This is a genomic window from Janthinobacterium sp. GW460-12-1-14-LB5, assembly GCF_059423585.1.
The window spans coordinates 16,301-37,385 of the sequence record NZ_JBWKYD010000003.1; the positions used below are offsets into that span (position 1 = coordinate 16,301).

Sequence of the window (21,085 nt, forward strand, 5' to 3'; positions counted from 1 at the left end):
CGCCATGGTGCACGCGGCCCCCGCCGCACGAAAAAAAACCTGGCTGCACAAGGACTGTGCAGCCAGGTTTCAAATTGCCGTAAAACAGTGCGCCGGAGGTTTTAATGCTTGCGCATCAATTCTTGCGCGGCAAGCCTCGCAGGCGGCGCCAGCCCTTGCGGCCCAGCGGGAACAGCAGCACGAACGCGATCAGCCACGGCAGGATGTAGGCCATGGCCGTGATGGCGTTGGCCACGCCTTCCGACAGGTTTTCCGTGAAATTGCCCAGCGCGCGCTTGACGGGGCGCCAGAACGATTGCTTGCCTTCGGCGCTGATGGCCACGTTCAGCAAGTCCGTATCGATGCGCTGCATCAACAGGGCATTGGCGGCCGTCGCCTGCTCCAGCTCCACTTGCACGGTGGCCAGTTCCTTGCTCACCTTGATCAAGGCATCGACGTTCGTGCCCGAGCGCTTTTCCAGGTCTTGCAGCTGGGCCTGGTATTGCCTGAGCATCTCCAGGCGCTTCTTGCTGTCGAGCACAGGACGGCCCAGGTCTTCCACCTTGGTGCCCTGGCTGGTGACGTCGCCTTCGGCCGCGACCAGCGCGACGAGCTTTTTGATGCCGGCCGGCTTGGCCCGCATGCTGATGCGCGCATGCACGTAGCGGCCGCTGTCGACGCTGGAATCGAGCAGCAAACAGCCGTTTTCCGTATCGGCCTTGCAGGCGGCGACGACTTTTTCATACAGGGGCCGCACTTGCGCCTCGCTCGTATCGATGCTGACATTGTGTTCATAGGCAAGAAACTCGCTGCCTTTTTCCTTGCCGTCGAGACGCGCGGCGCTCGATTGCCCGCCGCTCTCGCCCTTGCCGCCGCAACCGGCCAGCAACATCAGGCCTAGCAGGCCAACATACACTTTTTTCATGATTTCTTTCTTGAGATTATTTTTTCAGCGGCAACAATTCGATATCGGGCAAGTGCGCGGCCACGTCCTGCACGGTCGCATGGCCGGTCAGCGAGGCGATCACCTGGGGCAGCGGTGCCGGCCAGATTTCCGGCAGATCGCGCTCTTCCAGCGCCAGCACGGGAAACGCCAGTTGCTCCTGCGGCGGCGTGAAGGCGGCTTTGACCCCGGGCTTGTTGCCGCGCGCATCGATGCGGTACCAGCCAAATTCTTGCAAGTACACGGCATTCAAGCCGTGCAGGCAAAACGGCGGCCCGATTTCGCCAACGGCCAGGCGCTGGTAGCACAGGCCGGCGGGAATGCCGTTGGCGCGCAGCAGCGCCGCCAGCAGATGGCTCTTCGCATAACAGTAGCCCGTGCCATACTGCAACACGTCGGAAGCGCGGCAGGTGACGGGATTGCGCTGGTAATCCCAGCTGTGGGCAATCTCGTCGCGCACGAAGCTAAAGCAGCGGGCCGCGATGGCGGCGTCGCCCACGGCACCTGCCGCCAGTTCGGCCGCCTTGGCGCGCACGACCGGATGGTCGCTGTCGATGTAAGTGCTGCTGGCTAAATACAGGGAAAAGTCGGTAGACATGGCATCCAGGTCATGCAAAAAGATAATGCGCGATTCTAGTCGAAGCGGCACGAAATCGAACGTTTCCTTGCGCAGGAACAAAGAAAATCCACGCCACAGGCAGGCGGGAACGGGGGCGGCGGCTTTGGCGCCGGCCCCGTAGCTGGTATCATGCGGGCAAACGCAGCCGGCCCTGTTGGCCCCGCACATGGCACTACCTTGCGAAGCGGCCCCCGCCGCCGACGCCACCCTACAGATCAGAGAAACGAGTTCCTATGAGCACACCATCGTCCCACCCATCGTTCTGGCGCCGCGTCCCGCTGGCTTTCGGCGCCTTCTTCAGCACCCTGTCGGACGCCGCCTATGCGGCCCGCGTGGAAAAATTGTCCCTGCCCGAGGCCGCCCCCGTGGCACCCGTGGCCCCGGCTCCGGCGCCAGCCCCCGTGCCGGCCGCCGCGCCCGTCATATTGAAAGAAGCCACGCCCGACGCGGCCCTGCAATTGCTGGCCCTGCTGCAACGCGAAGCGCGCCTGATCGACTTCACCCAGGAAAACCTGGGCAGCCATGCCGATGCCGACATCGGCGCGGCCGCCCGCGTCGTGCATGAAGGCTGCGCCAAGGTCATGCGCGAATACTTCACCATCGAGGCCGTGCGCCAGGAAGCCGAGGGCAGCCGCATCGTGCTGCAGGAAGGTTTTGATTCTGCGCAAGTACGCCTGACGGGCAACGTCGTCGGTTCCGCGCCGTTCACGGGCACCCTCAGCCATCGCGGCTGGCGCGCTTCGAGCGTGCGCCTGCCGAAACTGAGCGGCCAGCACGACGCCGCCATCCTCGCACCGGCCGAGGTGGAACTGTGAGCGATACCATCAACCCTACCCCGCGCTACGCCATCGGCATCGACCTGGGCACCACCCACAGCGCCCTGTCATACGTCAACCTGGTCGAGAGCGACGGCGAGCAATCCAGCCACGGCGTGCTGAAGGTGCCGCAGCTGTCGGCGCCGGGCACCGTCGAAGAATTGCCGCTGCTGCCATCGTTCGTCTACCTGCCGCACGCCGACGAAGTGGCGGCCGGCGACCTGGCCCTGCCCTGGGTCACCGAGGAAGCGGAAGCGCCGTTCGTCGTCGGCGAAATGGCCCGCAGCCGCGGCGCCACCACGCCGATCCGTTTAGTGTCGAGCGCGAAAAGCTGGCTGTGCCACCCGGGCGTGGACCGCCGCGCGGCGATCCTGCCGAACGACGCGCCAGCGGAAGTGCCGCGCATCTCGCCCATTACGGCCGCCACGCGCTACCTGACGCACTTGCGCCAGGCCTGGGACAACGCCCACCCGCAAGCGCCGTTCGCCGAGCAGGAAATCACGGTGACGATTCCCGCTTCCTTCGATCCGGCCGCGCGCGAACTGACGATGGAAGCGGCGCAGGCGGCCGGCTACGCGTCACTGACCCTGCTGGAAGAGCCGCAAGCGGCCTTGTACAGCTGGATCCAGACCAGCGAAGGACGCTGGCGCAAGGAAGTCAAGCCGGGCGACATCATTTTAGTGGTAGACGTGGGCGGCGGCACCAGCGACTTTTCGCTGATCGCCGTGCTCGAGCGCGACGGCGTGCTGGAACCGCACCGCGTGGCGGTCGGCGAGCACATCCTGCTCGGCGGCGACAATATGGACCTGGCCCTGGCCCACCTGGTGGCGCGCAAGCTGGCCGCCAACGGCACCCAGCTGGACGCCTGGCAGATGCGCGCACTCACTTACGGCTGCCGCAGCGCCAAGGAAAGCCTGCTGGCCGACAGCGGCATGGAAACGGCGCCCATCGTCGTGCCGAGCCGCGGCTCGAAACTGATCGGCGGCTCCATCCGCACGGAGCTGACGCGCGCGGAAGTGTCCACCTTCATCCTCGACGGTTTCTTCCCGCAGGTGGAAGCGTCGAGCCGCCCCGCCGTGCGCACGCGCGCCGGCCTGACGCAGCTTGGCTTGCCGTATGCGCAGGACGCGGCCATCACGCGCCACCTGGCCGCCTTCCTGGGTCGGCAAGTGGCGGCGACCAGCGAACTGGAAGGCTTCGCGGGCCGCCAGGCGGAAGGCGCCAGCTTTTTGCATCCGACGGCCGTGCTGTTCAACGGCGGCGTATTCAAGTCCGACTTGCTGGTGCAGCGCATCATGGCCACCGTCAACGACTGGCTGTACATGGAAGGCGCGGAGCCGGCGCGCATGCTGGCCGGCGCCGACCTGGACCTGGCCGTGGCGCGTGGCGCGGCCTACTACAGCTACGTGCGGCGCGGCCATGGCGTGCGCATCCGCGGCGGCACGGCCAGCTCCTTTTATGTCGCCATCGAATCGGCCATGCCCGCCATCCCCGGCATGGAACCGCCGATCCAGGCCCTGTGCGTGGCGCCGTTCGGCATGGAAGAAGGCAGCGAGCTGGAACTGCCGGGCCAGCAATTCGGCCTCGTCGTGGGAGAGCCCGTGCACTTCCGCTTCTTCGCCTCATCCACGCGCCGCAACGACCAGATCGGCGATTTGCTCGACTTCTGGGGCCCCGATGAATTGCAGGAATTGAGCGAGATCCAGGCGACGCTGTCCGCCGAAGGCCGCCAAGCCGGCGACGTCGTGCAAGTCAAACTGCACGCCAGAGTGACGGAAGCGGGCACCCTGGAGCTGCTGGCCGTTTCCCCTGACGGCGCCGAGCGCTGGAAGGTGGAATTCGACGTGCGCGGCACGCCGCAATAAGCGCCATGGGCAGCACTGCGGGCAAGCCGGCCTTCCTGGTCGGCATCGACCTGGGCACCACCAATACGGTGGTGGCGTATGCGGCGGCTGGCGATGCGCAGGCAGGAATAAACCTGTTCGCCATCGAGCAGCTGGTCGCTCCCGGCGAAGTGGGCGCACGCCCCCTGCTGCCCTCCTTGCGCTACCACCCCGCCGCCGGCGAACTGGCGGCGGGCGATTTGCAGCTGCCATGGCCGCAGCAGGACGCTGAGCATGCCGTGCTGGGCGCCTTCGCGCGCCAGCTCGGCGCGCAGGTGCCGGGCCGGCTCGTGTCCAGCGCGAAGAGCTGGCTGTCGCACGCGAACGTGGACCGCCAGGCGCCGATTTTGCCGTGGGGCGCCGATGCCGACGTGACCAAGGTCTCGCCCGTGGCGGCCAGCGCCAGCTATCTGGCCTACGTGCGCGCCGCGTGGAATCACCGCTTCCCCGACGCGCCCCTGGAAGAGCAGGAACTGGTGCTGACCATCCCCGCCTCGTTCGACGAGGGTGCGCGCGCACTCACCTTGGAAGCGGCGCGCATGGCGGGCTTGCCCACCTTGCGGCTGGTGGAAGAACCGCAAGCGGCCTTTTATGACTACCTGCACCGGCGGCGCGACACCTTGCGGCTTGACCTGGCGCAAACGCGCCGCATTTTGGTCTGCGACGTGGGCGGCGGTACCACCGATTTCAGCCTGATCGACGTGGCCTTCGACGGCGATGGCGCACCGCAGCTCACGCGCAGCAGCGTGGGCAACCATCTGATCCTCGGCGGCGACAATATGGACCTGGCGCTGGCCCACCTGGTGGAAACGCGCATGGCGGCGGGCAGCGAAGGCGGCATGAAGCTGTCCGCCGCGCGCCTGTCGCAGCTGATGGAGCGCTGCCGCGCCGCCAAGGAATTGCTGCTGTCGCAGGACGCGCCAGAGAGCGCCACCGTCACCCTGCTGGGCGGGGGCTCGCGCCTGATAGGCGGCAGCCGTTCCGCCGACGTCACGCGCGAGGAAGTGGCGGCCATGGTGGTCGACGGCTTCTTCCCGAAGGTGGAACTGGCTGACACGGCGAAAAAGGGCCGCGCCGGCATCGTCGAATTCGGCCTGCCGTATGCGCAGGACGCGGCCATCACGCGCCACCTGGCCAGCTTTTTACAACAACATCAGGGCGCACTGCCCGATACCCTGCTGCTCAATGGCGGCGTGTTCCGCGCCGACGCGCTGGTGCGCCGCCTGGCCGCCACGCTGGAACACTGGCGCGGTCAGCCCCTCACCATCCTGCACAACGATAACCCCGACGTGGCCGTGGCGCGTGGCGCCGTCGCCTACGCGCTGGCCCGGCGCGGCCAGGCGCCGCGCATCGGCGGCGGTTCGCCGCGCAGCTATTTCCTCGTGCTGGGCGAGGCGGGCAAGGACGACCGCGCCGTCTGCATCCTGCCCCGCGGCAGCGCCAGCGGCGAAGAAATCCGGCTGACGGAGCGCCTGTTCGCGCTGCGCCTGGGCCGGCCCGTGCGCTTCCACCTGGCCTCGTCCATCGCGGAAACGGGCACGCCGCCGCAGCTGGGCGACATCGTCGACCTGGCCGCGGGCGAGTACCTGCGTCTGCCGCCGCTGGCCAGCGTGCTGCACGCCAGCGACGGCAATGACAAGCGCGAAATCACCGTGCAACTGGCCACCGTGATGACGGAAGTGGGCACCCTGGAAGTGCACTGCGTGGCCGCAGCCGATGCAAGCCAGCGCTGGCTGCTGGAATTCCAGTTGCGGGGCGAAGAGGAAACGCAGGCCGAAACGTCCAGCGTGCCGCCACGCGTGAAGGAAGCGGTCGAGAAGATCGAGCGCATCTTCGGCGGCAAGGCGCAAAAGGTCGAAACCAAGGAAGTGCGCCAGTTGCGCCAGCACCTGGAACGGGGCTTGGGCGGGCGCGAGAGCTGGGAGACGCCGCTGCTGCGCCAGCTGTTCGATGCCCTCATGCTGCGTGCGCGCGGCCGGCGCCGTTCCGCCGAACATGAGCGGGTGTGGCTGAACCTGGCCGGCTACTGTTTGCGGCCCGGCTATGGCGATGCGCTCGACCCGTGGCGCATCGAGCAGCTGTGGGCCTTGTTCGACGCGGGTATCCAGCATCACAAGGACAACCAGGTGTGCGCCGAATGGTGGACGCTGTGGCGCCGCGTGGCTGGCGGCTTGAGCACGCAGCAGCAGTTGCGCCTGCTCGACGACTTCGCCTTCAACCTGCAAGCCGATGCGGCCCAGCGCGGCAGCCGTCCCGTCACCCTGGTGAACGGCAGCGACGACGACATGCTGCGCCTGGGCGCGTCGCTCGAGCGCATCCCCGGCGCCTACAAGGCCGAAGTGGGCGCCTGGCTGATCAAGCGCCTGCAGAAGGCGGATAAAAAGGGCGAAGCGGCGGACACGAATACCCTGTGGGCGCTGGCCAGGGTTGGCGCCCGCCAGCCCTTCCACGGCAGCGCGCACGAAGTGGTCGACAGCGCCACCGTGGCCGAATGGCTGCACGTGCTGCTGGCGCTGGACTGGAAAAAGACGGAACCGGCCGCGTTTGCCGCCGCCCACCTGGCGCGCATGACGGGCGACCGTTCGCGCGACATCGGCGACGACCTGCGGGCCACCATCCTGGCCCGCCTGAAAGCCGTGGGCGCCCCGCCCCTGTGGCAGGCCATGGTCAGCGAAGTGACGCAGCTGGACGAAGCGGCTACCAAGCGCATGCTGGGCGAAGCGCTGCCGCCGGGCTTGAAGCTGATCGGGTGAACACCGTCCTTGATTATGCGATTACATGAATCTACAATGTAGATACATAGGGGGCCACATGGAACTATCCATCCAAAAATGGGGCAATAGCGCCGCGGTGCGCTTGCCGACAGAACTGCTGGGCATGCTGAAGGTGTCGCTGGGCGACAAACTGGCGGTCGATGTGCGTCCGGACGGCGTATTCCTGAAAGCCAAGCGTCCCGTCTTTACGCTCGATGATCTGGTGGCGCAATGCGATGTCACGGCGCCCGAACCGGCCGACATGGCGGCATGGAGCCAGGTCAAACCGGCAGGCCGCGAAGCATGGTAAAGCGCGTCCAGTTCGGCCGTGGCGACATCGTGATGGTCAATCTGGAGCCAACGGAAGGCCGTGAGCAGCGCGGTGCGGCCCGGCCAGCGCTGGTGCTGTCCACCAGCGTCTTCAACGCGCTCGGTGTCGTTCTGGTCGCTCCCATCACGCAAGGCGGCGATTTTGCCCGCCACGCGGGCTTTGCCGCGTCCTTGAGCGGCAGCGGCACGACGACGCAGGGCGTGGCGCTGGTCAACCAGATCCGCATGCTCGACCTTGAAGCGCGCGGCGCAAAGCGCATCGAAACCGCGCCCGAATTCGTGGTGGAAGACGCGCTGGCACGCCTGCGCGCCATTACCGATTAATCAGCGTTCACCGGCGGCCAGATCGCCCTCGCTGCGCGCGCCACGATAACGCGGCAAGCCATCGGCCCATTTCACCTGTTTCAGATCACGGCGACGATCAACAACAGCGCCGCCAGCGGCGCCTGCACCAGCACGATACCGGGATGCGTGCGGCGCAGCCGGGCCCACACGGACAGGCCCGGCACTTCCGCGTGCGGGTGGTGGGCTTCGTCGCGCAGCGACATCGCGTGCAGGAACATGCCGGCGATCAGGGGGCCGGGATTGACCCACCAGCCCTGCTCCAGCAAGCCGCGCGACAGGTAGATGGCCAGCGCGCCGATGGCGACGGGCGAAGCCCACACCAGCGCCGGCATCAGGCGGATGCCATAGAATTCCGCCACGGTGCCCATGCGGTGCAGGCGGCTGAAATCATGGTCTTCCATGCGCTTGTCGATGGCCAGCTCGGCGCGGCCGTACAGGGTCCACAGGCCGCCGAACAGGCAGCCCAGCAGCACGCCGATGACGATGTCGGCGACGAACACCACGTATTTGTTGACGTCGGCCGTGCCGATGCCCAGCGAGGTGTGGGCGGCCGCGTGCAGGTGCAGGCCGGCCTGTTCGCCTTCGGCCGTCGTATAGCGGTCGCGCACGTCATAGGTGCTGCCGATGTACACGACGTTCTTGCGCGGCGCCCCGGCATCCACGCCGGCCTGCCCATCGATCAGTTGGACGCGCGTGCGCGTGGGGTTCAAAAATGGCGGTGCCACGGCGGCCGGGTGAAACGGCGCGGTGACGGCGTTCTGCTCCGCCGCATCCCTGGCGTCGCCGTGGATCACGGGTTCGAACGCCCAGCGCGCCAGCTCCTTTTCGCTGCCTGTGCGCCGCGCCAGCTGGCACACGCGGCCGGCCAGCGCCAGCCCTTCCTTTTGCTGGGACAAGGCGGCCGGCATCGGTTGCTGCTGTTCCTGCTCATCGGCGCCATGCGCCAGCTCGAAGGCCACGGCCGCCAGCACGGGGCTTTTCAGCTCGATGCGCGTGACGGCGCCCATGCGCTCGCGGATACGCGGGCTGGCGAAGTGGATGCCGGCCGCGCAGCGCGCACGTATCCACGCCAGGTTCGCGTTCTGGTCCGATTGTTCGGGCAGGATCAGCACCAGTTTCCGGCCATCGGCGGCCAGCCGGTCGAGCAGGCGGTCCAGCGGCCGCTCGCCCGCCTTGTGCTGCTCATACACTGCCGGCGCCAGGTCCAGGTCGATGGCCAGCACCTGGCTGCCGCGCGCGGCGGCGCTGGCGATCACTTGCTCCAGACGGGTGCGCTCCAGCGGTTCGCGTTCGTCGAAGACCTGTTCGAACGCGGGCTGGTCGATTTCGATGATGCCGGGCCGGTAGGCGGCGCCCGGGTCCTTGCCCCGCTCCAGCAGCTGCCCCTGTGCCGCGCTGGCGCGCAGCATGGCCGCATCGAGCCATTCGAGCACGTGAAAACCTTCCAGCACCAGCATCAGCGCGGCGATCAGGCTCGCGCCGATCACGTGGTGCAGCAAGTGCGTGCCCGTCAGCTTGAAGGCCGAGCCCAGCTGGGCGACCAGCCACAGCAGACGCCGCCAGAGCGGGGGACGCGGTTGTTCTGGCTGGCGGTTTTCCACGGTGCATACTCCTTGCGTGCGGCGAATAAATTATCACCCGAGCAACAAGTGATGACGAAAGGACAGTGTATTGCAGTTGTGCCCGTTCCGCCGCACGGCTGACGCCCTACTTCGGCCTGGCCAGCAGCAGCTTGCCCAGCGCTTCGAAAGCCGGCGTGGTGGTCGGGTCGTTGGCCGCATTGGCCGCCGTCGGCGTCGAGGCGAAACGCACGATCACCATTTCCGCCTTCGGATCGATGTAGATGCGCTGGCCGTACACGCCGCGCGCCATGTAGGCGCCATGGTCGTTATGCGTGACCCACCACATGTCGCGGTAGCTCCAGCCCTTGAGCAAATCGTAGCCGCCCTTGGCGAACAGCTGCTTGTCGCCGCCACGGCGGATATCGTCGACGGCCGCCTTCGGTAGTATCTGCTGGCCGTTGTAGCGGCCATCGTTGCGCAGCATCTCGCCGAAGCGGGCCAGGTCGCGCAAGCCCGCATTCAGGCCGCCGCCGGCAAACGGCGTGCCCGTCGAATCGACCGTCATGTAGGCGTCCTGCTCGGCGCCCAGCTTTTGCCAGACATGCTCGGACAGGTAGTCGTTGACGTTCTGCCCCGTGACGCGGGCGATGATCCAGCCCAGCACGTCGGAGTTGACCGTGCGGTAGCCGAACGCCTCCCCATGCCGGCCCTCGTGCCGCACCGTTTGCAGGTACTCGAAATAGCTGCGCGGCCCCGTGTAATCCTTGGGCTTGGGCAGCGGGCTGCCGGCCGCCGCGTGCTGCCACACTTCCGCTTTCGGGTCGGCGTAGTCTTCGCTGAATTTCAGGCCCGTGGTCATGTCGAGCACCTGGCGCACGGTGGCGTCGCCAAACGCGGATTTGGCCAGTTCCGGCACATACTCGGCCACTTTCTTGTCCGCATCGAGCTTGCCTTCGGCCACCAGCGCCGCGCCGATGGTGCCCATGACGGACTTCGTCACGGACATGGCGCCGTGCTGGCCGCTTTCCTTCAGCACGCCGAGGTAACGTTCGTACACGATGCGGCCCCGGTGCAGCACCACGATGCCGTCCGTGTAGTTGGCGCCCAGCGACTGCTCCCAGGTCATCGTTTCCTTCGCGCCCAAGGGGGTGAAGCGCAGGCCGTCGATATCGTTGCGCAGCGCGCGTCTCAAGGGCACGGGCGCTTTCAAGCCGCGCGCCACTGCCACCGTCGGCATCAGCTGGCGAAAGTGCGACACGCTCCAGCGCAGCTGCGGGAAATTGAAATAGCTGCCATCGTCGAAACGGATGATTTTATCGGCCGGCGGCGGCGCGCCCACCATCCATTGCAAGGCGGCCGGATCGCTGGCGGCGGCCGACAGCGGCGCCGTCGCCTCGGCCGCGTGGGCGCCGGCGGCCAGCGCCAGGCAGGCGGCGGCCAGGGCCAGGCGTTTCATGCTTGGGAAATCGTTCATGCGCTGCTCTCCTTGATCAACAAAATACTTAATAAACCCATACGACGTTCGCCAGCCAGCCCGTCCACGTTTTGGCCTGGCCATTCACCAGCTGGTTCACGCCCGACTGCGCGAACGAGGCGCTGAAACCCAGGGTCAGGTAGGTATTCGGGTTCACCACACGCACGTATTTGACGAAGACATCGTTGGCCAGCATCGGGCGCAGCACGCCGGCGATTACCACGGGTGCCTCGCCCGGCACGTCGAGGCGCGTGGCCTGGCCGAACTGCAGCGGGCTGCCCATCCGGTTGGCCCGCACCTGGGCCAGGTAGGCGGTCACGGTGTCCTTCGGCGTCGGGTGCAGCTCGATGGTGGCCTGCAGCGCATTCACGTTGGCATTGACGAAAACCCAGGTCGCCTTGCTGCCCGAAGCCCAGGCGCCCGGCGTGCCTTCGAAGAACAGCGGGTCGAAGCGCTCGTTGCGCGCCGTGCGCGGATCGTCGCCGGAAAAGCTCTGGTAACCAAGCGTGAACTTCGGCGTCCATGCCACGCCGGGCAGCGAAAAGCCCCCTTCCGTGCGCCAGCCCCAGGCCCGCATCGGCTCGCGCGTATTCCACTCGCGCGCGGCATCGATGCCGAACCAGCCTTTCGACAGCACGGTGGGCAGCACGGGAACGCGCGCGTAGGCATACACGAACTGCAAGTCCTTGCGGCCATCGGGCACGGCCAGCGGCGCGCCGATGCCGCCCGGCGCCGCCTGCGGATACGCGGCATGCGAACGGGGCACCTTGCCATACGCGATGCCGGCCTTGCGGTCGTTCGCGGGCGCGTAGCTGACATCGACGCCGACGACGCGCGTGCCGCTATCGTTGTCGGGGTTTTCATTCGGGTCAAGGTAAAAAGCCTGGGCGCTGAATGCGTCCTGGCTTATTTTGGCCACCACAGAATTCTGGAAGGCCTTGCGCGGCCCCAGTTTCAGCGCGCCACGGTCAAAGCCGTTCGAGCCGCCATTGGCGATCAGCATGCCGGTGCCCAGCGTGAAATTCTGCGCGCCGGCCGACAGGTCAAGGCGCGCATTCGTGCCGCCGAGCGGCATGCGGATGCCGGCGACGAATTCCTCGACCGAGATGCGGCCCGTGTCGCCCGCGCCAAACGGGTCGTGGCGCACGGTGCCCGAGCCGACGGCGGACACGCGCACATACAGCTGCCTGCCGTCGCCCAGATTGCGCTTGAAGCCGAGCGCCGGCTTGACATAGAACTCGTACCAGTAGGGGTTGAATTCGAAGCCGGGGTTGCGCGCCGGCGTATTCGACAGCTTCCAGAACAGATTGCTCTCGCCGGCCACCTGCACGCCCGCTTCCACGGAACGCGTCATGTGCCAGCCGGCGCCGATGGCCGGTTCGACGACAGCGCGCCGGGCCACCTCTTTTTCCATGCTGCTCTGGCCATCGGGATCGAGCTGACCGGCGGCGCCGCAGGCGGCGCTCCAGCCCAGCAGGGCCAGGACGAGTGAGCTGCGCACCGGGAACATCGCTTGCGTTGCCATAGGTATCCCTTGCGATAGCTGTCTTTAGATTTGAACGAATGTTATCAGAGATGCTCTTTTTTATTGTTGTAAAGCATCCTACTGTGCGGCGCCAGGCGCTGAGACGAACGTCTCACGCGCACGCCATGCTGCAGCGCAGGATGCGCCCCCCCCGGCCTTCATGCTACAAACGGGCATACCATACAAAATACCGAGACACCGGAGAGCGCCATGCCCTACGTCCGCCAGACCAGCCATATCGACCGCGTGCGCGACCTGATCGCCGGCCGCATCGTCCATCCCGGGGCCGACACGGCCCGACTGGCGTCGTCGTACCGGCGTTCGCTGGACGACTACCGGCTCGATCCCGCCTCCACCACGGGGCCGCGCATCCTGACGGGCGCCGAGCTGCGCGCCATCCAGCAATCCGAGGAAAATTTTCTGCGCTCCACGGGCCAGTGCCTGCCGCGCCTGCACGCCATGGTGCGCGAAGCGGGCTACTGCGTCATCCTCGCCAATGCGCGCGGCGTGACCATCGACTACGCGGCCGACACGGACCAGCGCAAGGATTTCAAGAAGGCGGGCCTGTACCCCGGTTCGTGCTGGTCGGAAGAGGAGGAAGGCACGTGCGGCATCGCCTCCGTGCTGCTCGACCAGGAAGCGATCACCGTGCACAAGACCGACCATTTCCGCGCCGCCTTCACGGGCCTCACCTGCAGCGCCGCACCGATCTTTTCGCCGCACGGCGACTTGATCGGCGTGCTCGATGCCTCGGCATTGAGCTCGCCCGACGCGCGCGACAGCCAGCGCCTGGTGAAACAGCTGGTGCGCCAGGGCGCAACGCTGATCGAGGACGGCTTTTTCCTCACGTCCTACAGCCACTGCTGCATCCTGCTGGCGCACCGCAACCGCCATTTCGTCGAAGTGCAGCCGGAAATGCTGCTCGCCATCGATGAACATGGCGACATCGTCGCCGCCAACCGCTGCGCGCGCGAGGTCATCCCCGGGCTGGGCGCCCTGCCGCGCCCCGTCGCCGAGGTGCTGGAAGTGCGCGCCGAACGGCTGTTCGATGCGCGCGCAGGACACAATCTGCTGTCCCTGCGCCTGGCGGGCGGCAGCACCTGGCTGCACGCGCGCATACGCGCGCCGCTGCGCCAGGCCAGCGTGCGTGCGCACATCAAGAGCGCCGTCCCCGTGACGCAGGACGCGCCGGCCTGCACGCCGCAGGAGCTGGCCGAGCGCACGCGCATCGTCAACACCATGAACGCCGCCAAATGGCGCCCGCTGCAGGCGGCCGCCATGCTGGGCGTCTCGCGCGCCACCCTGTACCGGCGCCTCAAGCAGCTGCACATCGTGCCGCCGCACCGCCAGTAAGGCATCCGGCAAGCTGAGATTTCCGTCTCATTCGCCGCCATGCTGCACTGCAGGATGCGACGCCAGAACGCCAGTGTTACAACATCGTCAGCGGCAACACAGCCGCATCCCATCATAAAGTCAGCAGACTTGGAGGAGACACGATGCAAACCGAAATCAACCCGCACGACCTGGCCGTGGCCGGCATCCTGGAGCAGCTCGAAGGTGCCCTGCGCGCCGGCGACGGCACGGCCGCCGCGCAGCTGTTCGAACAGGACGGCTACTGGCGCGACCTGGTGCTGTTTACCTGGAACCTGAAAACCCTGGAAGGCCGCGGGCAGATCGCCGCCATGCTGGCCGCCCAGCTCGGCGCCGTGCAGCCCGTCTCCATCCGCATCGCCGGCGGCGAACATGCGGTGGAAGCGGGCGGCGTGCTGCAAAGCTGGATCACGGTGGAAACGAAGGTGGCGCGCGGCGTGGGCTTCATCCGCATCCGCGACGGCAAGATCTGGACCCTGCTCACCACCATGAGCGAATTGAAGGGTTTTGAGGAAGCCAAGGGCGGCCGGCGGCCCATGGGCGCCGAACACGGGGCGCGCACCAACCGCAGCAGCTGGCTGGAGCACCGCGAGCAGGAAGCCAAAGAACTCGGTTACGCGCGCCAGCCGTATTGCGTCATCATCGGCGGCGGCCAGGGCGGCATCGCGCTCGGTGCGCGGCTGCGCCAGCTCAACGTGCCGACCATCATCATCGAGAAAAACGCCCGCCCGGGCGACAGCTGGCGCAAGCGCTACAAGTCGCTGTGCCTGCACGACCCCGTCTGGTACGACCACATGCCGTACATCCCGTTCCCGGAAAACTGGCCCGTCTTTACGCCGAAGGACAAGGTCGGCGACTGGCTGGAAATGTACACCAAGGTGATGGAACTGAACTACTGGGGTTCGACGTCATGCGAGTCGGCCAGCTTCGACGAGGCCACGGGCGAGTGGACGGTGCAGGTGCTGCGCGACGGCCAGCCCGTCACCCTGAAGCCGCGGCAGCTGGTGCTGGCGACGGGCATGTCGGGCAAGGCGAACATGCCGAAGTTCAAGGGCATGGACGTGTTCCAGGGCGAGCAGCAGCACTCGTCGCAGCATCCGGGGCCGGACGCGTATGCCGGCAAGAAGGTGGTGGTCATCGGCGCGAACAATTCCGCGCACGATATCTGCGCCGCCCTGTGGGAAGCGGGCGTGGACGTGACCATGGTGCAGCGCTCGTCGACGCACATCGTCAAGTCCGATTCCTTGATGGACCTGGCCTTGGGCGACCTGTATTCGGAACGGGCGCTGGCGGCCGGCATGACGACGGCCAAGGCGGACCTGACGTTCGCCTCGATCCCCTATAAAATCCTGGCGGACTTCCAGAAACCCGTCTTCCAGGCCATCCGCGAGCGCGATGCGGATTTTTATGCGCGCCTGGAAGAACGGGGCTTCATGCTCGATTTCGGCGACGACGATTCCGGCCTGTTCATGAAATACCTGCGCCGCGGCTCCGGCTACTACATCGACGTGGGTGCCTCGGAACTGGTCGCCGACGGCAAGATCAAGCTGAAAAGCGGCGTCGGCGTGCAGGAGCTGAAAAGCCATTCCATCGTGCTGTCGGACGGCACGGAACTGCCGGCCGACCTGGTGGTGTACGCCACCGGCTACGGCTCCATGAATGGCTGGGCGGCTGACCTGATCTCGCCCGAGGTGGCGAATAAAGTGGGCAAGGTGTGGGGCCTCGGCTCCGCCACGACGAAGGACCCGGGCCCGTGGGAGGGCGAACAGCGCAATATGTGGAAACCCACGCAGCAGCAAGCGCTGTGGTTCCACGGCGGTAACCTGCACCAGTCGCGCCACTATTCCCAGTACCTGTCGCTGCAGCTGAAGGCGCGCATGGAAGGCTTGAACACGCCCGTGTACGGGCAGCAGGCGGTGCATCACCTGGCGTGATGGCAGAGGCAAGCAGATAAAAAAATGGCGGCGGACCGAAGTCCGCCGCCATTTTTACGTCATGCAGCCAACGATTACTGTTTGATGGCTTCGATGGCAAACGTCAAAGTGACATCATCGCTGACGGCTGGCGCATATTTGCCGGCGTTGAATTCCGAGCGCTTGATCTTGGCCGTAGCGTTGGCGCCGCAGGCGTCTTTTTTCAGCATCGGGTGCGGTGCGCAGGTGAACGAGGTGACGGTCAGGGTCACTGGCTTGGTCACGCCTTTCAGGGTCAGGTTACCTTCCACGGAAGCCAGCTTGTCGCCGTCGAAATTGAACTTGGTCGACTTGTAGGTGGCGACCGGGTACTTGGCCGTGTCGAGGAAGTCTTCACCCTGGATGTGCGAGTTGAACAGGGTCGAACCCGTATCGACGGATTTGGTGTCGATCAGCACTTCGACGGCGCCCGTCTTGGCGGCGCGGTCCAGGGTGATCTTGCCGGTGGTGTTATTGAAACGGCTTTGCTGCGTCGAGAAGCCCATGTGGGTGTACTCGAAACGGGGGAAAGTGTGGCTGCCATCGATGACATAGACTTCGGGAGCGGCAACGGCGGACAGCGAGAAGCCGGCGGCGGCGATAAAAGCGAGCAGTTTTTTCATTGTAGGTTCCTGGCAGAAAGTGGAGGATGTCAAAACCGCAAGCAGCTGCAGGCGAATGACGGCTGCGGCTGATTGTCTGGCTTCAGTTGCAACAGATTATGCATGGCATGAAGATCGATGTAAAACGGAAAATATACCTAGTTAGTATCGATAAAATCGATAATACAGGGTAATCATGTCCGCGACAGCGCCTTCTGCTGCCGATTATTGTCTGCATTGCCAAAAATATCCAGCGTTATCCGGCACCTCAAAAAGGCATCAGATGAGAATGATTCTTGTTATTATTTGATGAGCTTGCTATCATGGCGCGCTTTGATCACGGGGACATGCGCGGTGCTTGAACGCTATTACCAGGAATTGCTGCGCCTGATTTCGCGCTCCACCGGATGCCGCGACAAGGCACAGGACGTGGTGCAGGAAGCCTACGCCCGCCTCCTGGCGCGCAAGCCGCTCGGCGACGCGCCTACCCTGCAAGGAGGCGCCCGCGCCCTGCATGGCGATACGCCTCCCGACAGCGGCCAGCGCGCCCTGCTGTACGTCACGGCGAAAAACATCGCCATCGATGAACAGCGCTTGCGCCAGAGACGGCCCCATGACGCGCTCGACGAGCCGCACCTGCAACTGCGCGCGCCGCGTGCCGATGAACCCGAGCAACGGCTGCACGACCGGCAAACCATGGAACGCCTGCTGGCCATCATCGAGGCCTTGCCGCCGCGCTGCCGCCAGGCTTTCGCGCTGTACAAGTTCGATGGCCTGAGCCAGATCGAGATCGCCGCCCAGATGGGTATCTCCGTCAACATGGTGGAAAAACACATCATCAACGGCATGCTCGCCTGTAAAAAAGGCTTGCCCGAGCGGGATACGCTATGAAACAGCACATGACATCACAAGACACGACGGCCGACGACATCGACTTCCTGGCGGCGCAATGGCTGCTGCGCCACGACGCGGGCCTGGCCGCGCACGAACTGGCGGCATGGCGGCAATGGCTGGCAGCGGACACGCGCCACCAGCAGGCCTGGGAGGCGCTGGCCCGCACCGATGCGCTGCTGGCCAGTCTGCCGGCGCAGCGCGTGGCGGCCTTCAGCCAGCCCGCCCCGGCGGCGGGCACGCCGTCATCGCTGCTGCAGCGGCTGCGCCAGGCGGCCTCCTTCCCGCCGCGCGGCGCGCTGGCCGGCGGCTGCCTGCTGCTGTGCGGCCTGCTGGCCTGGCCGCTGGCCGGCCATCTGCAGCGCCCCGGCTTCCAGCACGATTACAGCACGGCGCGCGGCCAGTTCGCCACGCAAGTCCTGCCCGACGGCAGCCGCATCGAACTCGATAGCGGCAGCGCCGTCGACGTGGCCCTGTACCGCGACCGGCGCAGCGTGCGCCTGCTGCGCGGCCAGGCCATGTTCCATGTCCACGCCGACCCTGCGCGTCCGTTCCAGGTCATCGCGGGAGCGGCCACGGCGACGGTACTGGGCACGCATTTTTCAGTGCGCCACGTGGGCGCCACGACACAGGTCAGCGTGGCGCAAGGCACGGTGCGCGTGGAAAGCGAAGCCGGCGCGCATGCCGAAGTGCTGCGGGCGGGCGACACGGTCACCGTCACGCCGCACGGCGTGAATGCGCTGGCCAGGGTCAGCGCGCAAGCGGTGGGCAACTGGCGTGCCGGGCGCCTCGATTTCGAGGACGCCACCCTGGCCGAGGCGCTGGCCGAATTCGAGCGCTATGGCGATTCAGGCCTCGTGCTAGACGACCCGGCCCTGGCCGGCCTGCGCCTGAACGGCAGCTTCGACGCCAAGCTGCCGGCGCAATTTGCCGCCGCCCTGCCGCTGGCCTTGCCCGTGCGCCTGCTGCGCCAGGACAGCAAGCTGCATATCGTCGCCCGCTGATGCGTCCCCATGTCGCGAAATAAAATGCATCCGCACGTCAGGGTAAATGATACTCATTCGTTTTAACTATGAAGGATCACCACATCACCATAGGAAAAACATGCATATGACTCCACCGCGCCATCCCTTGCACGCCCGCCTGTCCCCCCTCTTCCTGGCCATCGGCCTGGCCTTCGCCACGCCCGCCGTGCATGCCGCCGCCGCGCCGGCGGCGCAGGTGGAATGGCACATCCCCGCACAGCCCCTGAACCGCGCGCTGAACGAACTGGCGCGCCAGGCCGGCATGGTGCTGCTGGCCGACGCGCGCCTGACGCAGGGACGGCAAAGCGCGCCGCTGCAAGGCCGGCATTCGCTGCCCGAGGCGCTGCGCCAGCTGCTGGCCGGCAGCGGCCTGCAGGCGCAGCTGCAAGGCGGCACGACCATCATCATCAGCGCGCCTGCGCCTGTCTCTGCCGGCGCGGTGCAGATCGGCACCCTGCGCGTGACTGGCCAGGGCGGCAGCGGCACGTTCGAGGCGGACGACACGGACCCGGCCGACCTGCCCTACGTCACGTCCGCATCGTCCGCCTACATCGGGCGCGAGCAGATCGAACGCTTCCGCGGCACGTCGCCGGCCGACATCTTCAAGGGCGTGGCCGGCGTGCAGGTGGGCGACAGCCGCAACAGCGGCGCCGTCGACGTCAACGTGCGCGGCATGCAGGGCCAGGGCCGCGTGCCCGTGCTGATCGACGGCAGCCTGCAATCGTCCACCGTCTACCGCGGTTACGCCGGCATCGCCGACCGCAGCTACATCGACCCTGACCTGATCAGCGCCATCCGCATCGACAAGGGCCCGAACCTGTCGGCGCAAGGCGCGGGCGCCATCGGCGGCATGGTCAGCATGCAGACCCTGCGACCGGAAGACATCCTGCGACCGGGCCAGCGCACGGGCGTGCGCCTGCGCGGCGGGATCCAGGACAACAGCGTCCCGGCGCCCGCCGATTTCGGCAGCACGCCGCGCACGCGGCGCAACAAGCTGGGCGACCCGCGCAGCGGTTTTGGCAGCATCGCCGTGGCCACGCGCCAGGACGACTACGACCTGGTGGCCGCCATCAGCCAGCGCAGCATCGGCAATTATTTTGCCGGCACGCGCGGCTTCGAACGCTATCAGATGCTCAACGAATGGGGCGACGACAATGGCGTGACGCAGTTCTTCAAGAAAGGCGACGAAGTGCTGAACACGGCCAACCGCACCACCTCGGCCCTGCTGAAGGCCAACCTGCGCCTGCCGCACGAGCAGAAACTGGAGCTGGGCTACCGCTATTTCGACAGCAGCTATGGCGAAATCATGCCCTCGCAAATCTACCGCAACAGCACCGGCAGCATCCCCCAGTGGGACCCCAGCCAGGTGCGCACCAACGCGCTGACGGCGCGCTACGAGTGGAAGCCGGAAGGCCAGAACCTGATCGACCTGAAGGCCAACCTGTGGCTGACGGACATGCAGAGCAAGTCGCGCAACGGCGACATCTTCAGCAATCCGCTGGAAGGCAAGACCAATCCGGGCGACCACGAATGCAAGGAATGCGTGGAGGTACTGTACCTGGCGAAGAACCAGGCGCGCAGGGTCGGCGCCGACCTGACGAATACCTCGCGCTTCGCCACAGGCATGGGCCCACTCAAGCTCGATTACGGCCTGTCCTTGCAAAATGAAGATATCGGCCCGGCCGACAGCGTGCGCATCCTCGACGACGACCTGAACGCCAATCACACCCTGCGCAACGGCAAACGCCACGAGCAAAGCGCATTCGCCTCGCTGCAGTGGCAGGCACGCGACTGGCTGAGTGTCGAGGCCGGCGGGCGCTTCCAGCGCTTCGATACGCGCGACCGCAACCGCCGCGCGGAACAGCAATACCAGCCGCAAGGCTGGCAATGGGTCACCATGTGGGACAAGGACGGCGATCAGCTCGGCGCAGCGAAGTGGTACCAGGATGCGCAGGGCCGGTTCACGCCCGCCACCAATCCCGCGCTGGTGGGCGGCATGGTGGAAAACTACGGCGCCGAGCCGGCGCCGCTGGACGTCTCGCAGGTCGCCGACTGGAGCGGCAATGATTATGTCTTCCGCGACGCCATCCCCGGCCTGTTCAGCTACAGCAAGCCGATCCGCCGCAAGGACCACGGTTTTGCGCCCACGTTTGCGCTGACGGCGCGCCTGTCCGACAGCGTCAGCCTGTTCCTGCGCGACGCGCGCGGTCTGCGCATGCCCAGCCTGTATGAGTCGACAATGGGCTTCTCGGCCACGTATTCGTCGCCCTTGAACGCCGAGCGCAGCCACAACCGCGAGATCGGCGTGAGTCTGGTCAAGGATGGCGTATGGAGCGCCGCCGACAAGCTGCGCCTGCGCGTGGCGTACTTCGACAACGTCACCCACGGCTACATCACGCGCCGTCCGATTCCCGACTTGCCGGCCTACGCGCAGAATTTCTCGATGGCGAATACGGACAAATACAGCGTCTCGGGCATCGAACTGCAGTCGTCCTATGACCGGGGGAGCGTGTTTGCCGACTTTTCCGGCACCTGGAACCGCAAGACCCTGATCTGCGACGCGGCCACGGCGGCCTATTTGCGCAAGGCCAGCAAGTGGCCATCGGATATCTGGAACACGCCCGACTGCTCGCCCATCGGCTTTAGCAGCTCCTACGTGAGCAACCATATCCAGCCCAAGCTGAGCGCCAACCTGACCCTGGGCACGCGCTGGCTGCAGGAAAAACTCACCGTCGGCACGCGCCTGACGCACGTCGGCCATCCGCTGGCGCGCCAGGACGACAAGGCCGTGTGGCAGTCGTGGACAGGCACCTCGCCGCAGGTGCTGACGCAGGCGTACACCCTGGCCGACCTGTTCGCCAGCTACAAGATCACGCCCAACGCCACCGTCGACGTGGCAGTGGACAACCTGACGGACCGCTACTACCTCGATCCGCTGACCCTGAGCCTGATGCCGGGACCGGGCCGCACGGCGCGCGTCACGCTGGGCCTTCGTTTCTGATTTGATTCATCCTTA

The 21,085-nt window shown here is 66.2% G+C and carries 16 protein-coding genes; 10 read left to right on the forward strand and 6 right to left on the reverse strand.

What is annotated here, in order from left to right; genetic code table 11:
* Positions 1–115: 115 nt before the first annotated feature.
* Complete coding sequence (locus AC07X6_RS03210; RefSeq protein WP_494790092.1) at positions 116–904, reverse strand: DUF4349 domain-containing protein; 789 nt, start codon at positions 902–904, stop codon at positions 116–118.
* Positions 905–920: 16 nt separating this feature from the next.
* Positions 921–1,520 carry a transglutaminase-like domain-containing protein gene (locus AC07X6_RS03215; RefSeq protein WP_494790093.1) on the reverse strand — a complete coding sequence of 200 codons (600 nt, stop codon included), beginning with the start codon at positions 1,518–1,520 and terminating at the stop codon, positions 921–923.
* A 254-nt stretch (positions 1,521–1,774) separates the two neighbouring features.
* Here AC07X6_RS03215 and AC07X6_RS03220 point away from each other — a divergent pair, with 254 nt between their 5' ends.
* The 5 genes from AC07X6_RS03220 to AC07X6_RS03240 are packed head-to-tail and all read left to right on the forward strand — an operon-like array spanning position 1,775 to position 7,646.
* Positions 1,775–2,356: a DUF2760 domain-containing protein gene (locus tag AC07X6_RS03220; protein WP_474291975.1), complete on the forward strand. Its 582-nt coding sequence runs from the start codon at positions 1,775–1,777 to the stop codon at positions 2,354–2,356.
* Positions 2,353–4,221 carry an Hsp70 family protein gene (locus AC07X6_RS03225; protein WP_494790094.1) on the forward strand — a complete coding sequence of 623 codons (1,869 nt, stop codon included), beginning with the start codon at positions 2,353–2,355 and terminating at the stop codon, positions 4,219–4,221. Before AC07X6_RS03220 ends, AC07X6_RS03225 begins: the two co-directional genes overlap by 4 nt.
* A 5-nt stretch (positions 4,222–4,226) precedes the next feature.
* Positions 4,227–6,992 (forward strand): Hsp70 family protein, encoded by a 2,766-nt coding sequence (locus tag AC07X6_RS03230; RefSeq protein ID WP_494790095.1) that lies wholly within the window; start codon positions 4,227–4,229, stop codon positions 6,990–6,992.
* 58 nt (positions 6,993–7,050) lie between these two features.
* A complete protein-coding gene (locus tag AC07X6_RS03235) occupies positions 7,051–7,302 on the forward strand; it encodes an AbrB/MazE/SpoVT family DNA-binding domain-containing protein (protein WP_474291978.1) in 252 nt (83 codons plus the stop codon).
* Entirely contained in the window at positions 7,296–7,646 is a 351-nt protein-coding gene (locus AC07X6_RS03240; RefSeq protein ID WP_230540666.1) for a type II toxin-antitoxin system ChpB family toxin, read from the forward strand. Before AC07X6_RS03235 ends, AC07X6_RS03240 begins: the two co-directional genes overlap by 7 nt.
* A gap of 80 nt (positions 7,647–7,726) precedes the next feature.
* Here the strand turns inward: AC07X6_RS03240 and AC07X6_RS03245 are convergent, their stop codons facing one another.
* The 3 genes from AC07X6_RS03245 to AC07X6_RS03255 form a co-directional block, all read right to left on the reverse strand.
* The gene (locus tag AC07X6_RS03245) at positions 7,727–9,268 is read right to left on the reverse strand and encodes a CHASE2 domain-containing protein (RefSeq protein WP_494790096.1); all 1,542 of its coding nucleotides are present in this window, start codon (positions 9,266–9,268) and stop codon (positions 7,727–7,729) included.
* Between the two features lie 106 nt (positions 9,269–9,374).
* Positions 9,375–10,703, reverse strand: coding sequence for a serine hydrolase domain-containing protein (locus AC07X6_RS03250; protein ID WP_494790097.1), 1,329 nt, complete (start codon positions 10,701–10,703; stop codon positions 9,375–9,377).
* A 28-nt stretch (positions 10,704–10,731) separates the two neighbouring features.
* Positions 10,732–12,228 (reverse strand): alginate export family protein, encoded by a 1,497-nt coding sequence (locus tag AC07X6_RS03255; protein WP_494790098.1) that lies wholly within the window; start codon positions 12,226–12,228, stop codon positions 10,732–10,734.
* 210 nt (positions 12,229–12,438) lie between these two features.
* On the opposite strand from AC07X6_RS03255, the gene AC07X6_RS03260 reads away from it, so the two are divergent.
* Together AC07X6_RS03260 and AC07X6_RS03265 are read left to right on the forward strand one after the other, a co-directional pair.
* A complete protein-coding gene (locus tag AC07X6_RS03260) occupies positions 12,439–13,581 on the forward strand; it encodes a sigma-54-dependent Fis family transcriptional regulator (protein ID WP_494790099.1) in 1,143 nt (380 codons plus the stop codon).
* A gap of 143 nt (positions 13,582–13,724) precedes the next feature.
* On the forward strand, positions 13,725–15,533 hold the full coding sequence (locus tag AC07X6_RS03265; protein ID WP_494790100.1) for an NAD(P)/FAD-dependent oxidoreductase: 1,809 nt from the start codon (positions 13,725–13,727) through the stop codon (positions 15,531–15,533).
* A 74-nt stretch (positions 15,534–15,607) separates the two neighbouring features.
* Here the strand turns inward: AC07X6_RS03265 and AC07X6_RS03270 are convergent, their stop codons facing one another.
* Complete coding sequence (locus AC07X6_RS03270; RefSeq protein ID WP_314633827.1) at positions 15,608–16,174, reverse strand: YceI family protein; 567 nt, start codon at positions 16,172–16,174, stop codon at positions 15,608–15,610.
* A gap of 333 nt (positions 16,175–16,507) precedes the next feature.
* On the opposite strand from AC07X6_RS03270, the gene AC07X6_RS03275 reads away from it, so the two are divergent.
* The 3 genes from AC07X6_RS03275 to AC07X6_RS03285 all read left to right on the forward strand — a co-directional run bounded on the left by AC07X6_RS03275 (position 16,508) and on the right by AC07X6_RS03285 (position 21,070).
* Positions 16,508–17,044 carry an RNA polymerase sigma factor gene (locus AC07X6_RS03275; protein WP_230540661.1) on the forward strand — a complete coding sequence of 179 codons (537 nt, stop codon included), beginning with the start codon at positions 16,508–16,510 and terminating at the stop codon, positions 17,042–17,044.
* Between the two features lie 8 nt (positions 17,045–17,052).
* Entirely contained in the window at positions 17,053–18,048 is a 996-nt protein-coding gene (locus AC07X6_RS03280; RefSeq protein ID WP_494790101.1) for a FecR family protein, read from the forward strand.
* Between the two features lie 100 nt (positions 18,049–18,148).
* Positions 18,149–21,070: a TonB-dependent receptor gene (locus tag AC07X6_RS03285; protein WP_494790102.1), complete on the forward strand. Its 2,922-nt coding sequence runs from the start codon at positions 18,149–18,151 to the stop codon at positions 21,068–21,070.
* Positions 21,071–21,085 lie beyond the last annotated feature (15 nt).